The sequence below is a fragment of the Streptomyces niveiscabiei genome, assembly GCF_001419795.1.
Lineage (GTDB): Bacteria > Actinomycetota > Actinomycetes > Streptomycetales > Streptomycetaceae > Streptomyces > Streptomyces niveiscabiei.
In genome coordinates this window covers 1-14,693 of record NZ_LIRL01000109.1, presented here as the reverse complement: position 1 = coordinate 14,693, position 14,693 = coordinate 1, and the positions used below count along the sequence as shown (strand labels likewise).

The following is a 14,693-nucleotide window of genomic DNA, read 5'->3' as shown; positions in this document are numbered from 1 at the left end:
GGGGGGAGAGGTGGGAAGAGTCAGCCCGAGGGCCAGCAGCAGGGCGAGGGGGAGTCGCCTGCGTAGCGCATGGGTGAATGAATCCATCGGCGCATGGTAGTGAGAATGAATGGATCATTCAATGGGGGCGCGCTGGGCAAGGGGGTGAACGAGCCCTTGTCCGAGTTACTTAAGTTACGCAAGTAATGGGTATGCTGGGCCCATGCCCCCAACACCACCCTCCGGACAGGTCACGGAGATCGAGCGCCAGTTCAACCGCCTCACGCTCCACTCGGGGCGCATGCGCCGACACGAACAGCTCATGGCCGCGAGCGGTCTCACGCTGGACCGTGCCGCCGCCGCCATCCTCCGCCACCTCTCCACCGACCCGTCCCCCCAGCGCCCCGGCGTCGTCGCCGCCCGCCTCTCCGTGGAGGCGTCACACGTCACCCGCCAGCTCACCCAGCTCGAAAAAGCCGGCTACCTCATCCGCACCCCCGACCCCGACGACCGCCGCGCCCAACGCGTCCACCTCACACCCGCCGGCCTCTCCGCCGCCCAACGCCTCCGCGAGGTGAGCCGCCACAGCATCGCCCAGGCCCTCGCGGAGTGGTCCCCAGCGGACCGGGAACGGCTCGCGACGCTGTTCGGGCGGATGGTGAGCGACTTCTTGGCGCACGCGGAGACGGAGATCGACGCGGGCGGTTCGTGATGTCTGGCTCGTCAGGGCGCACGAGGGAGTTGCCCACCGGACTTCCGACCGCATGGTCTCCAGGCGGATCGCCCTCAATCGAGCCAGGGCGCCAGTTCGTGTACGGGATCTTCCTGTTCGTCGGTGCGGGAGCCGGGACCGGCGTCACCGCGTAGATGTCACCGTGTGGCCCTGGCATCCCTGATCGAGCCGATGCTCGCCGGCCCGACGACGGCTGCCCCCGGACTCGTCATGTTCCAGTCCCGCCGGGCCGCAGACCCCGCCGGCGCCTTCCCCGGCCGCGCTGATCTTTGACGCCGGCCTGCGGCCCCAGTATTTGACCGGCAGGTCAAGTACTGGCTACGGTAGCGGTATGGGCAGGCCGAAGGGCTTCGAGCCGGACGTGGTCATCGCGCAGGCGATGGAGACGTTCTGGACCAAGGGCTACACCGAGACCTCCCCGGCCGACCTCGCGGAGGCGACCGGAGTGGCCAAGGGCAGCCTGTACCACTCCTTCGGTTCCAAGCGTCAGCTGTTCGGCAAGGTGTTGGACCTCTACGGACGGACACGTTCCGAGCAGGCCGAAGAGTTCCTCTCGCGGCCGGGCACCGCCAAGGAGCGCATCCGCGCCTACTTCGTGCTGCTCATGGACGCGGACCTGGACGGGCCGGTCCGGCGCGGGTGTCTGGCGCAGAACACGATCGGGGAGCTCGGCGGACGGGACGCGGAAGCCGCCCGCGCGGTGCTCCGCATGGAGGAGGGGCTGATCGAGCTCCTCGCCGCCCGTATCGCGCAAGGGCAGCGGGATGGCGACGTCGACCGGGGTGTCGACGTCGGAGCGCAGGCACTGTTCCTCCAGAACACCCTCGCCGGGCTGCGGGTCATGGCCAGGACGTTCGACCGGCCGGCGCTCCATCGGATCATCGACACGGCCCTGACGGGCCTCTGAGAAACGACACTTCGGGCGACGGCCCTTTTTATGCCCTAATTTTTGACCTCAAGTTCAAGAATCTGTAGTTCTCCGAGAAAGGGAGATCATGGACCTCGGTATCAGCGGAAAGACCGCTCTGGTCACCGGTGCGAGTCGCGGCATCGGCCTCGCGATCGCTCGGACCCTGGCCGCGGAGGGCGTCCGGGTGGTGGGTGCCGCCCGGACGGTCACCTCCGAGCTGGAGGAGGTCGCCGCCGCGGCCATCTCCGTCGACCTCAGCACCCGCGACGGGGCGACCTCGGTCGCCGATCGGGCGCGCGCCGCGGTCGGCGGGATCGACTTCCTCGTCAACAACGTCGGCGCGGGCGACCCGGACGGGCTGACCGTCGGCACAGTCCTCGACATCGACGACGAGCAGTGGCAGCGGATATTCGATCTCAACCTGTTCAGCGCGGTGTGGACCACCAAGGCGGCGTTGCCGAGCATCCTGGAACGCAAGGGCGCGATCGTGAACATCTCCTCGATCAACGCCCGCGTGCACACCGGCACGCCGGTCGGCTACGCGGAGGCCAAGGCGGCGCTGACCCAGTTCGGCAAGCGGCTCAGCGAGGAACTGGCGCCGCGCGGTGTCCGCGTGAACACCGTCCCCCGGGCACCGTGGCCAGCCGGCTGTGGACCGACCCCGACGGTTTCGGCGGCAAGGTCGCCGCCACACTCGGAATCGACCACGACACCCTGCTCGCCTCTCTGCCCGGGTACTCCGGCATCGCCTCGGGACGCCTCACCGAACCCGAGGAGGTGGCCGACCTGGTCGCCTTCCTGCTGTCGGAACGCGCCGCCAACATCCATGGCGCCGACCACGTCATCGACGGCGGCACTCTCAAGGCCGCCTGACAGCGGCATGCCCGCCCGGCCGCTCGTCCCCTCCCAACGTTCACCCCACAACCGGAGGTTTCACCGTGGACTCCACCCCGCACTTGTTGTCCGCTTCGAACGACGTACCCCTGAGGGCGACCGTGTTCGTCGGCCACTGGCCGACGATCCCCGCCCAGGAGAACGCCGAGGTCCCGCCCGGCACGTTCTCGCCGACGACCGCGACACTGATCAGCGGCCCCACCGAGATCGTCCTGATCGACGCCCTGCACCTCAAGGCCGAGGTGCGGGAGCTGGGTGATCTCATCGAGCGGACCGGCAAACGCCTGACCACCGTCTACATCACGCACGACCACGCCGACCACTACCTCGGCATCGGCCCGCTCCTGGAGCGTTTCCCCGGCGCGAAGGCGGTCACGCTGCCGCACATCCTGGAATCGATGCGCGACACCTGGGACGCCCAGGCGGCGCAGTGGAAGCTGATGTTCGGCGACAAGGCCGTGCCGCACGGGCCGATGCCCGAAGCGCTGGAGGGCACGACCCTGTACGTCGACGGCTCGCCGGTCGACGTCATCCCGGTCAAGCAGGCCGACATCCACCCCGCGAGCATCGTCCACGTTCCGGCGATCGACGTCGTCGTCGCGGGCGACGCGATCTACAACGAGACCTTCCCCATGCTCGCGCTCTCGACCCCCGACGAGTGGAGGGACTGGCTCGACACGCTCCAGGTCATCGAGGACCTCGCGCCGCGCATGGTCGTTGCCGGGCACCGTCGTCCCGACGGCGACGACCATGCCGTCGCGGCCATGATCAGTCAGACCCGGTCGTTCATCCACGACTTCGCCGCCGCATCCGAGGTCGCCAAGGGCACCGGTGAGCTCTTCGGCATGATGAAGGCTAAGTACCCGCGCCACGCCAACGACTGGAGCCTGCTGGTCTCGGCGCACGCGACGACGCAGCGAAACGGCTCAGCTTCGTAGAGCGGCTCGATGCCGGGCCCCGCCGCGTACGAGCTGCCCAGCGCGAGAACGGCGCCCATGCCCCGCGCGCCGTCCGCGCAGAAGCGACGCGGAGGCGAACGCGCCGACAGAAGTGGCCCGACGCCGCTGTCAGCCTGCTCGGACGCCCTCGTACAGGGCGATGGTCTCCCGCGCCCTGCGAACCAGCACCTCACGCAGTTCGGCCGGCTGAAGGACCTCGACGGCGGGACCGAAGAGGAGCAGCTGTTCAGCCGAGCCGAGCGAAGGGAACCTCACCTCCAGTCGCACCGGATCGGTGCTCTCGGCATCGGCCGGTTCCCGCGGCGGCGGGGCGGCGAGCTCCGCACCGTGCAGAGCCAGGAACTTCGCCAGCATGGGGCGCTGGACCTGCACCGTCACACGCACCGGCGTGGGCACGTTGTCGACCCTGTGTCGCAGGCTCTCCCACAGCTCGGCCAGCTCCACCCCGCTGCGCCGTCGGACGGGATCCTCGGTGACCGTCGCCGAGAGCATCCGGTCCGCCCGGAACATCATGGGCTTTCCGCGGTGATCGGCGATCAGGTACCAGATACCCGCCTTGCTGACCAGTCCGTACGGATCGAGGGTGTAGGAGCGGATCTGGGCGTCGCGGCCGTGACGGTAGCGCAGTCGCAGCCGCCGGTCGTCGAAGACCGCGGCCTGGAGCACGCCGAGGTCGACGGTGAGCTGCTGAGGGCTGCCGCGCCAGCGCACGGGGTCGATGAGGATGCGGCGGCTGGCGAGATCGGCGTCGCCGCGAAACGGGGCGGGCACGGCGGCCATGACCTTGCGCAGTGCCGAGCCGATCGCCTGGCCCAGTCCCAGGTCGGCGTGGGCGCGGTCGGTGACCAGGACGAACAGGGCGCGGGCTTCGTCGGCCGTCAGGCCGGTGACATCGGTGCGGTAGCCGGGAAGCAGGGCGATGCCGCCGTTGCAGCCTCGCTCGGCGTACACGGGCACACCGGCCGCGGACAGTGCCTCGACATCGCGGAAGATGGTCCGGACCGACACTTCCAGGCGCGCGGCCAGGTCGGTCGCGGGCATCTGCCCGTAGGTCTGCAACAACAGCAGCAGCGACAGCAAGCGGTCGGATTTCATACTCCAAGAATGACCTGGATACATGACGGCACATGTCATGTATCCGGTCGTACGTTCATGGGGCAACAGCACGCGGCCCGGCACCGGAGCGAGCCGGCCGATCCACCTTGAAGGAAGGGAGCGACATGTCGAACTCAACAGCCGGCATGCACATCGAGCGGACCCCGGACGAGCGTTTCGAAGGCCTCGCCGACTGGCCGTACGAGCCGCACTACGTCACGGTCGGCGACGGTCTGCGGATGCACTACGCCGACGAGGGGCCGGCCGACGGTCCGGTCGTGGTCCTCGCGCACGGCGAGCCGTCCTGGGGCTATCTGTACCGCAAGATGATCCCCGGCCTGGTGGCAGCGGGCCGACGGGTCCTGGTCCCGGATCTGATCGGCTTCGGCCGCTCGGACAAGCCGGTCGACCGGGCCGCGTACACCTACGAGTCCCACATCGCCTGGACCGGTGACTGGCTGGACCAGCTCGGTCTCACCGACATCACCCTGTTCGGCCAGGACTGGGGCGGCTACATCTTCAACGTGCACGTCGGGCTCACGCCCGACCGGTTCGTGGCCGTGGTCGCCTCCAACACCGGTCTGACCGACCCGGATTTCATGGCCTCGCTGACCGAGGAGCAGTTCGCGCAGGGATTCAGCGCGTTCCTGGAATGGCGGGAGATGTCCGAGGCACCCGACCTGACCGCTTCGCGGGCGGTGGCCGGCGCGCTGAGCGTGAGCGGTGACGTCCTGACCGAGGAGGAGGCAGCCGCTTACGACGCCCCCTTCCCCTCCGAGCGGTACTTCGCCGGAGCACGGCAGTTCCCGCACCTCGTCACGCTCGATACCCCGGAACCGCTCGCGGCGACGCTGCGCAGTGCCTGGGCCGGGCTGGAAGCCTTCGACAAGCCGTTCCTGACCGCCTTCGCCGAACACGATCACATCTCGCGCCCCTTCGAGGGAATCTTCCAGGCCCGCGTCCCGGGTGCGAAGGGGCAGAAGCACGTGAGGGTTCCCGACGCCGGTCACTTCCTGCAGGAGCAGCAGCCCGGCCTGCTGGTCGAGGCCATCCTCAGCCTCGGCTGACAGCCCACCTCGGGGGTCGCTTCAAGATCCGGTCCTCGGAGGGGCCTTCCCGGTGACCGATTCCTTTGTCCACCTGCACAATCACACCGAGTACTCGATGCTCGACGGTGCCCAGCGGCTGAGGCCGATGTTCGCCGAGGCCGCCCGGCAGGGCATGCCCGCCATCGCGATGAGCGACCACGGCAACATGTTCGGTGCGTACGAGTTCCAGCAGGTCGCCAAGGGCTTCGACGGCGTCAAGCCGATCATCGGGATCGAGGCGTACGTCGCCCCGTCCGGGCGCCGTAACCGCACGCAGGAGTTCTGGCCCGGCGCAGGCCGCTACACCCATATGACGATGTGGGCCCGCAACGCCCAGGGCCTGCGCAACCTGTTCCACCTGTCGAGCGAGGCCAGCTGCACGGGGCAGTTCCCGGCCGGCAAGCCCCGCATGGACATGGAGCTGATCTCGGAGCATGCCGAGGGCGTCATCGGGACGACCGGGTGCCCCTCCGGTGCGGTCCAGACCCGGCTGCGCCTGGGCCAGTACGACGAGGCGCGCCACGTCGCGGCCTGCTACCAGGACATCCTCGGCAGGGAGAACTACTTCCTGGAGCTGATGGACCACGGCCTGGCCCTGGAGCGCGACGTCCGCAGCGACCTGCTGCGTCTGGCGAAGGACCTGGGCATCCCGCTGCTGGCGACGAACGATGCCCACTACGTCCTCGAGGAGCACGCGGACGCCCACGACAACCTGCTGTGTATCCAGGTGGCGAAGAACAAGGACGATGCGAACCGGTTCAGGTTCAACGGCACCGGCTACTACCTCAAGACCGCCGCCCAGATGCGGGAGTTGTTCGCCGACCTGCCCGAGGCGTGCGACAACACCCTGCTGGTCGCGGAGCGCATCGAGTCCTACGAGGAGGTCTTCGCCCCGGGGGACGAGATGCCGCAGTACCCCGGCGTCCCCGAAGGGCGGACCCAGGAGTCGTGGCTGCGACAGGAGTGCCTCAAGGGTCTGGCCATGCGGTACGGCTCCCCGGTCCCCGGCGAGGTGATGGAGCGTTTCGAGACCGAGATGAACGTCATCGGCCCGACGGGGTTCTCCTCGTACTTCCTGGTCGTCGCGGATATCTGCCGGTACGCCCGCGCCCAGAAGATCCCGGTCGGGCCGGGCCGCGGTTCGGCACCGGGGTCGATCGTGGCGTACGCGATGCGCATCACCGAACTGTGCCCGCTGGAGCACGGGCTGCTCTTCGAGCGGTTCTTGAACCCCGAGCGGATCGACCGGCCGGATGTGGACCTCGACTTCGACGACCGTCACCGCGAGCGCATGGTGCGGTACGTGGTTCAGAAGTACGGCGAGGAGTACACGGCGCTGGTCAACACCTTCGGCAGGCTCAAGGCGAAGAACGCCGTCAAGGACACCGCGCGTCTGCTGGGCTACCCGTTCTCGCACGGTGAGCGGATCACGAAGGCCCTCCCGCAGGACCCGAGGGGCGAGGCGGTCCCGCTGCCCGGGATCTTCGACCAGGACCACCCCCGCTACGGGGAGGCCGGCGAGATCCGTGCCCTGTACGAGAACGAACCCGATGTGCGCCGGGTCCTCGACGCGGCGATGGGCGTCGAGGGGCTGATCCGTAACACCGGGGTCCATCCCTCGGCGGTCGTCCTGTCCAAGACCCGCCTGACCGACCGTATCCCCCTGCACATGCGCCCCAGGGACGGCATGAGGATCACCGGATTCGACTACCCCGGTTGCGAGGACCTGGGGCTGGTCAAGATGGACTTTCTGGGCTTGCGGAATCTCGGCGTCATCGACCACGCGATCCAGAACATCCGCGAGAACCGCGGTATCCACCTCACCACCGACACCGTCCCCGCCGACGGCGCCACCCCCATTCCCCTGGACGACGCCACCACCTTCCAGCTGCTGGCCCGGGGCGACACCGTCGGTGTGTTCCAGCTCGACGGCGCCGGCGTGCGCACCCTGCTGAAGCTGATGGAGCCCTCCCGCTTCGACGACATCGCCGCCGCCCTGGCCCTGTACCGGCCCGGCCCGATGGCCGCCCACGCGCACACCGACTACGCGCACAGGAAGACCGGCCGCCAGGAGATCACCCCGATCCACCCCGAGCTGGAAGACGCCCTGGAGCCGATTCTCGGGAACACCTACCACCTGCTCGTGTATCAGGAGCAGCTCATGGCCATCGCCCGGCAGCTCGCCGGGTACACCCTGGGCGGCGCCGACCTGCTGCGCCGCGCCATGGGCAAGAAGAGGCCCGAGGCGCTGGCCGCGGAACGGGAGAAGTTCCACGGCGGGATGCGGGACAACGGGTACTCGCAGGAGTCGATCAAGGCCCTGTGGGAAGTGATGCCGCCCTTCGCCGGGTACGCGTTCAACAAGTCCCACTCCGTCGGCTACGGCCTGGTGTCGTACTGGACGGCCTACCTCAAGGCGAACTTCCCCGCCGAGTACATGGCCGCCCTGCTCACCTCGGTCGGCGACCACAAGGACAGGGCCGCGATCTACCTCGCCGACGCCCGCAAGCTCGGCGTGCGGGTCCTGCCCCCCGACATCAACGAGTCCGTCGCGGACTTCACCGCCGTCGGCGAACACGTCCGGTTCGGGCTGCGCTCGGTGCGCAACGTCGGCGAGAACGTCATCGAATCCCTGGTCGCCACCCGTACGTCGAAGGGCAAGTACACCTCCTTTCCCGACTTCCTTGACAAGGCCGACATCGCGGCCGTGAACAAGCGGGCCGTGGAATCGTTGATCAAGGGCGGGGCGTTCGACTCGCTGCACCACACCCGCAAAGGGCTGTCCGCCGTCCACGAAGACGCCATCGACTCGGTCGTTCCGGTCAAGAAGCAGGCCGCGATCGGACAGGGCGACCTCTTCGGCGGCACCGAAGACCAGCCCTCGTTCGGCCTCGACTTCCCCATCGACGACGAAGAATGGCCGCGCAAGCAACTCCTCGCCGCCGAGCGGGACATGCTCGGCATGTACGTCTCCGCGCACCCCCTGGACGGCACCGAGCACATCCTGTCCCGCCACCGGTCCACCACCATCGCCGAGCTCACCGCGTCCGGCCGCACCGAAGGCGTCGTCACCCTCGCCGGCCTCATCACCCACGTCCAACGCAAGACGACCAAACAGGGCAAGGTCTGGGCAGTCGTCCGCCTCGCAGACCGCGACGGCGAGATGGAGATCCTGTACCTCCCCGCCACCTACCCGCTGGTCCAGTACGCGTTGACGCCGGACAGTGCCATCGCCGTCCGAGGCCGCCTCAACGAACGCGACGGGAACGTCAGCCTCGTCGGCCAGGAACTCGCCGTACTGGACATATCGCCCGCCGATACGAGGTCGGGATCAGAGCCCACCAGGGTTCGTCCGAGCACAGCCGATCCGGCGGAGGGGACAACGGACAACAGCAAACCCTGTCCGTAGTTTCTGGTCGTAGCGGTCGTGCTAGCAGTCCAGGAGGTCACCGAGCTGCACGGTGAACGGCAGCGCGGCCTCTTTGGTCGACGCGGTGCGCGGGTCGCTGACGTAGCGAGGCGCCCCAAACCCGCCGCACTGTCTCGAAGTGAGACACCCGCCCCCGCCCCCTCCGGTTCATGATCATGGAAGATTCCCCTCACTTCCCCGGAGCGTTCCCGTGCACACCGTCGAGCCCGATGTCGTGACCGACGTCCTGATCGTTGGCAGTGGCCCCGCAGGTGCCTCGGCGGCGTTGGCGCTGAGTACGTACGGGGTGGCGAACATGGTCGTCACGCGGTACGGGAGCCTCGCGGACACGCCGCGTGCGCACATCACGAACCAGCGGACGATGGAGGTGCTGCGGGACCTCGGCGTCGAGGAGCAGGTCGTCGCGCAGGCGACGCCCCAGCACCTCATGGGGAACACGACGTTCTGCACCAGCCTCGCCGGTGAGGAGCTGGGCCGGCTGCGGTCGTGGGGCAACGACCCCCGCGTACAGGCCGAGCACGACCTCGCGAGCCCCACGCGGATGTGCGACATGCCGCAGCACCTGATGGAACCGGTCCTGGTGGACGCGGCGATCGCGCGCGGCACGGTGTTCCGGTACAGCACGGTCTACAAGTCGTTCGTGCAGGACGAGTTCGGCGTGACGGTGACCGTCGAGGACCGGGTGCGCGGCGACGAGTACACGATCCGCGCGAAGTACCTGATCGGCGCGGACGGCGGCCGTTCGCAGGTCGCCGAGGACGCCGGGCTCCCGACGGTCGGCCGGATGGGCGTGGCCGGCAGCATCAACATCGTCTTCGACGCGGACCTGACCAAGTACACCGCGCACCGCCCGTCCACCCTGTACTGGGTCCTCACGCCGGGCGCGACCGTCGGTGGCATCGGGGCGGGGCTGGTGCGGTGTGTACGGCCCTGGCACGAGTGGCTGATCGTGTGGGGGTACGACGTGGACGCGGGCGCCCCCGACCTGACCACGGAGTACGCGGAGTCGGTCGTCCGGAAGCTGATCGGGGACGACGAGATCCCGGTGACGATCAAGTCGTCGTCCGCGTGGACCGTCAACGACCTGTACGCCGAGACCTACTCCAACGGGCGTGTCTTCTGCGCCGGGGACGCCGTGCACCGCCACCCGCCGTCCAACGGCCTCGGCTCCAACACGTCGATCCAGGACGCGTACAACCTGGCGTGGAAGCTGAAGCTGGTCCTGGAAGGGACGGCGAGCCCGCGGCTGCTCGACACGTACACCGCCGAACGCGCCCCGGTGGGGCGGCAGATCGTCACCCGCGCGAACCAGTCGATCGGCGAGACCGCTCCCGTCTTCGAGGCCCTCGACCTCCTCGCCCCGCAGACCCCCGCGCAACTGCGCGCCAACATCGCCGACCGCAAGGACGCCGGAGCGGCGGCGGAGAAGCGCCGGGAGAAGCTGCGGGAGGCGATCGCCTTCAAGGCGTACGAGTTCAACGCGCACGGCGTCGACCTGAACCAGCGGTACGCCTCCGACGCGGTCGTCCCGGACGGCACGCCCGACCCCGGCTTCGACCGCGACCCGGAGCTCTACCACCAGCCGTCGTCCCGCCCCGGCGCCAAGCTCCCGCACGCCTGGATCACCTCCGGGACGCGCACCCTGTCCACGCTGGACACGGTCGGCAAGGGCCGCTTCACGGTCCTGACCGGCATCGGCGGCGAGGACTGGGTCCGCGCGGCCGACGCGCTCGGCGTGCCGTCCGTGGTCATCGGCCCCGGTCAGGAGTACGACGACCCGTACGGCGACTGGGCTCGGCTGCGGGAGGTCTCCGACGCGGGCGTGCTCCTCGTCCGGCCCGACGGGTATGTCGCGTACCGGTACGCGGGAGCGGCGAAGGATGCTGGACGCCGGTTGTCGGAGGCGCTCGGGCGGGTGCTCGGGCGGGGCTGAGGGAGTCGTATGAGTACACAGGATCTGACGGAGTCGGTGGTCGCCAGCCTTGCGGACACCCCCGACCCCCGGCTGCGCGAGCTGCTCGGCTCCCTCACCCGGCACCTGCACGACTTCGTCCGCGAGACGGGGCTGACCGGCGAGGAGTGGGAGCGGGCGATCGGCTTCCTCACCGCGACCGGGCAGACGTGCACCGACACGCGGCAGGAGTTCATCCTGCTGTCCGACGTGCTCGGCGTGTCGATGCTGGTCGAGACCGTGAACGGCGACAGCGGCCCCGGCACCGAGTCGACGGTCCTCGGGCCGTTCCACATGACCGAGTCCCCGGTGCGTGAACTCGGCGCGGACATCGACCTGTTGGGCACCGGCGAACCCTGCGTGGTGAGCGGCCGGGTGCTGTCCGGCGACGGAACTCCCCTGCCGGGCGCGGTGCTCGACGTGTGGCAGGCGAACGCCGAGGGCTTCTACGACGTCCAGCAGCCGACGTCCAACCCCCGGGCAACGGACGCGGGTTGTTCACCGCCGACGGCGAGGGACGGTTCTGGTTCCGGACGTGCGTGCCGGACGCGTACCCGATCCCCACCGACGGCCCCGTGGGCGACCTGCTGCGGGCGACCGGGCGACACCCGTACCGGCCCGCCCACATCCACTTCATCGCGTCCGCGCCGCAGCACACGCCGGTCACCACGCACATCTTCGTCGCGGGCGGCCGATACCTCGACTCCGACGCGGTGTTCGCGGTGAAGGAGAGCCTCGTGCAGGACTTCGCCACGACCGACGACCCCGCCCTGGCACGGGAGTTCGGCGTCGCGAACCCCTTCCGGCACGCCCGCTTCGACCTCGTCCTCAACCCCCGGTGACCGGCGTGGAGTTCGTGCACGACGTGCCGGGGTCGCGGGTGGTGCTGCGGTCCGGCGCGTCGACGAGCGCCGTGCCGGGGGAGGCCGAACGGCTGGGCCTGGAGCGGGTGTTGGTGGTGAGCGGGGCGCGTGGCGCGCAGGTCGCGCAGGGGGTCGCGCGGGCGCTCGGGACGGTGTGCGTGGGGGTGCACGCGGCGGCCCGGATGCACGTACCCGTCGAAGTCGCCGAGCGGGCCGTGGAGTTGGCCGGGGAACTGCGCGCCGACGGGTGCGTGGCCGTGGGCGGCGGCTCCGCGATCGGGCTCGGCAAGGCGCTCGCGCTGCGCGCCGGGCTGCCGCTGATCGCCGTACCGACCACGTACTCCGGCTCGGAGATGACGCCCGTGTGGGGGCTCACCGAGGACGGGGTGAAGCGTACGGGCCGCGATCCGGCGGTGCTGCCGCGCAGTGTCGTGTACGACCCCGACCTGACCGTCGGCATGCCGGTGGACCTGTCGGTGACCAGCGGCGTCAACGCGATCGCGCATGCCGCCGAGGGGCTGTACTCGCCGGGGGTGTCGCCGCTGCTCCAGCTGATGGCGGAGGAGGGCGTACGGGCGATGGCGGGCGCGCTTCCCGAACTGGCCTCTGCTCCGGGCGACTTGGCGGCCCGGGGCCGGGCCCTGTACGGGGCCTGGCTGTGCGGGGCGGTGCTGGGGTCGACCGTCATGGGCCTGCACCACAAACTGGCGCACGTCCTGGGCGGCACCTTCGGGCTGCCGCACGCCGAGACGCACACGGTGCTGCTGCCGTACGTCCTCGCCTTCAACTCCCCTGCCGCGCCGGACGCGTTGACCCGGCTCGGGCGGGCGTTGGGTGCGGAGGAATCGGTGGGGGCGCTGCGGGAGTTGTGCGGGAGGCTCGGGGCACCCCGGTCGTTGGGTGAACTCGGGCTGACCGAGGGGGACTTGGGGCGCGCGGTGGAGCTGGCCGTGGGGACGGCCTACCCGAATCCGCGCGAGGTCACGGCGGACGGCGTGCTGGGGGTGCTGCGCGACGCCTTCGCAGGGCGGGAACCGAGGGGACGGTGACGGGGTTCGCGCAACCGGCGTACAGGGAAACCGAGTTGGCCGGCCAAGGAACCCCACCCGCCCGACCGTGAGGGCCGTACCGGCGCTCGCGGATCATATTCAGGAACTCAGGAAGGTGACACAACATGGCCCTCGGACTGCTCCGGCGCCGACGGGACAAGGGCGCGGCGGCCGATACCGGGCTGCGGCTGGCGCTGCCCGCGGGCGCGGGCTCGGTCGGGTGGACGATCGTCGACCCCGTGGACCAGCCGATGGGCGCGGTCGAGGTGACGATCACCGCGCTCGACACGCACCAGGTGGCCGCGCGCGGCATCACGGACCCCTACGGGTTCTTCGTCGCCGTCCTGCCGCCCGGCCGGTACAGCATGCTGGCCATCGCGGAGGGGCTGAACCCGCACCGGGAGACCGTCGACGTGCTCGGCGGCCACAGCCCGGCGCCCGGTCTGGTCCGGCTCCAGCCGGCCCGCCAGCTCCCGCTCCCGCCGCCCGGCGGCTGGGCGTTCGACCCGCCGCACACCGCGATCCGCTTCATCGCCAAGCACGTCGGCATGGCGCACGTGCACGGCCGGTTCGAGCGGTTCGACGGCGCGATACGCGTCGCGCCGGACATGAGCGACTCCAGCGTCCACGTCCGCATCCACGCGGACAGCATCAACACGGGCAACAACACCCGCGACAACCACCTGCGTTCGGCGGACTTCCTCGACGTCGAGCGCTATCCGTACGTCGACTTCCGCAGCACCCGCTTCGCCTACCGCGGCGGCAGCAAGTGGACCCTCCAAGGCACCCTCACGATGCACGGCGTCAGCCGCTCCGTGTCCCTCGACACGACCTACCTCGGCACGGTCAACGGCGGCTACGGCGAGGAACTCCGCTGCGCCGCCCTCGCCACGGCCGAACTCCACCGCGAGGACTACACCCTCAACTGGCGCTCCATGCTCGCCCGGGGCATCGCGGTGGTCGGCCCCACGGTCCAGCTGGAACTGGACGTCCAGGCGATGTACCGCTCACCGGACATGCCTACGCCGCCGGAGTAATGGCCCCGGCCCGGACGGGTTCCCCCGACACCGGGGGAGCCTGTCCCGCAGGGTGGGGCTTCGGGGTGCGAGGGGGCTGTCACGGGGCCGGGGCGCGGTGGAGGCGAGGGCTTTGGTTGCCTCTTCAACCGTTCCCGGTACGGTGAGAGGTGCCATGACGATCGCAGAACAGCTTCCGGCCCTTACCCGACTTCGCCATGCGCGGGAGCTGTTCCTTGCGGGCGGGACGGTGCCTGAGGGGGTGCCGGAGGAGGTCGTGGCGGCCTGGCGGCGGGCCCGGTTCCATGGGGTACGGCGGGACGCGGGCGGGGAAGTGGCGCCGGTCGTGGGCGCGGTGCCCGTGCTGGAGGCGGCCCGGCCGGTGCTGGAGCGGCTCGCCTCCGCGTTGGACGGGCGGTCGGCGCTCGTGTTCACCGACGCGCGGCTGAGGGTGCTGTGGAGCGGGGGCGTCCATCCGCACGGACGCCCGTGCGCGGACCTCTCCGAGGAGCGCGTCGGCCCCAACAGCGCGGCCATCGCGCTGCGGACCGGGCGCCGCGCCGAGGTCCACGGGCCTGAACACTTCCTGGACGACTGGCAGGAGACGTCCGCCGTCAGCGCACCCGTCCGCGCACCGGGTACCACCCGCCCGGTCGGCACGGTCACCGTCGCGACCCGGCTCTGCGAGGCCTGCATGGGCCAGACCCCCGACGCCCACCCTTCGCC

10 protein-coding genes and 3 pseudogenes are annotated in these 14,693 nt (G+C 70.1%); 12 read left to right on the top strand and 1 reads right to left on the bottom strand.

Translation table 11 applies throughout. The features are described from left to right. Nucleotides 1–202: 202 nt before the first annotated feature. From AOK24_RS06525 to AOK24_RS06510, 5 genes and pseudogenes are all read left to right on the top strand, one after another. Nucleotides 203–691: a MarR family winged helix-turn-helix transcriptional regulator gene (locus tag AOK24_RS06525; RefSeq protein WP_055719101.1), complete on the top strand. Its 489-nt coding sequence runs from the start codon at nucleotides 203–205 to the stop codon at nucleotides 689–691. A gap of 165 nt (nucleotides 692–856) precedes the next feature. After that, nucleotides 857–985, top strand: a complete 129-nt coding sequence (locus AOK24_RS52225; protein WP_276206819.1) for a hypothetical protein — start codon at nucleotides 857–859, stop codon at nucleotides 983–985. Between the two features lie 58 nt (nucleotides 986–1,043). Continuing rightward, on the top strand, nucleotides 1,044–1,619 hold the full coding sequence (locus tag AOK24_RS06520; RefSeq protein ID WP_055719100.1) for a TetR/AcrR family transcriptional regulator: 576 nt from the start codon (nucleotides 1,044–1,046) through the stop codon (nucleotides 1,617–1,619). 88 nt (nucleotides 1,620–1,707) lie between these two features. Continuing rightward, a pseudogene (locus tag AOK24_RS06515) lies at nucleotides 1,708–2,495 on the top strand (SDR family oxidoreductase). Nucleotides 2,496–2,560: 65 nt separating this feature from the next. Then, a complete protein-coding gene (locus AOK24_RS06510; RefSeq protein ID WP_079056697.1) occupies nucleotides 2,561–3,454 on the top strand; it encodes an MBL fold metallo-hydrolase in 894 nt (297 codons plus the stop codon). Between the two features lie 129 nt (nucleotides 3,455–3,583). Here the strand turns inward: AOK24_RS06510 and AOK24_RS06505 are convergent, their stop codons facing one another. Then, on the bottom strand, nucleotides 3,584–4,570 hold the full coding sequence (locus AOK24_RS06505; protein WP_055719099.1) for a helix-turn-helix transcriptional regulator: 987 nt from the start codon (nucleotides 4,568–4,570) through the stop codon (nucleotides 3,584–3,586). Nucleotides 4,571–4,695: 125 nt separating this feature from the next. Between AOK24_RS06505 and AOK24_RS06500 the strand changes: the two genes are divergently transcribed. The 7 genes and pseudogenes from AOK24_RS06500 to AOK24_RS06470 all read left to right on the top strand — a co-directional run. Beyond that, nucleotides 4,696–5,637 (top strand): haloalkane dehalogenase, encoded by a 942-nt coding sequence (locus AOK24_RS06500; RefSeq protein WP_223008687.1) that lies wholly within the window; start codon nucleotides 4,696–4,698, stop codon nucleotides 5,635–5,637. Nucleotides 5,638–5,689: 52 nt separating this feature from the next. Continuing rightward, on the top strand, nucleotides 5,690–9,067 hold the full coding sequence (dnaE, locus tag AOK24_RS06495; protein WP_240553695.1) for a DNA polymerase III subunit alpha: 3,378 nt from the start codon (nucleotides 5,690–5,692) through the stop codon (nucleotides 9,065–9,067). Nucleotides 9,068–9,278: 211 nt separating this feature from the next. Then, a complete protein-coding gene (locus AOK24_RS06490) occupies nucleotides 9,279–11,021 on the top strand; it encodes an FAD-dependent oxidoreductase (protein ID WP_055719097.1) in 1,743 nt (580 codons plus the stop codon). Between the two features lie 9 nt (nucleotides 11,022–11,030). After that, a pseudogene (locus AOK24_RS06485) lies at nucleotides 11,031–11,881 on the top strand (dioxygenase family protein). Continuing rightward, the gene (locus AOK24_RS06480) at nucleotides 11,878–12,951 is read left to right on the top strand and encodes a maleylacetate reductase (protein ID WP_055719096.1); all 1,074 of its coding nucleotides are present in this window, start codon (nucleotides 11,878–11,880) and stop codon (nucleotides 12,949–12,951) included. The pseudogene AOK24_RS06485 and the gene AOK24_RS06480 overlap by 4 nt, the downstream one beginning before the upstream one ends. A 125-nt stretch (nucleotides 12,952–13,076) precedes the next feature. Continuing rightward, on the top strand, nucleotides 13,077–13,988 hold the full coding sequence (locus AOK24_RS06475; protein ID WP_055719095.1) for a YceI family protein: 912 nt from the start codon (nucleotides 13,077–13,079) through the stop codon (nucleotides 13,986–13,988). A 154-nt stretch (nucleotides 13,989–14,142) separates the two neighbouring features. Then, nucleotides 14,143–14,693 (top strand): annotated as a pseudogene (locus tag AOK24_RS06470) (regulator); the annotation flags it as partial.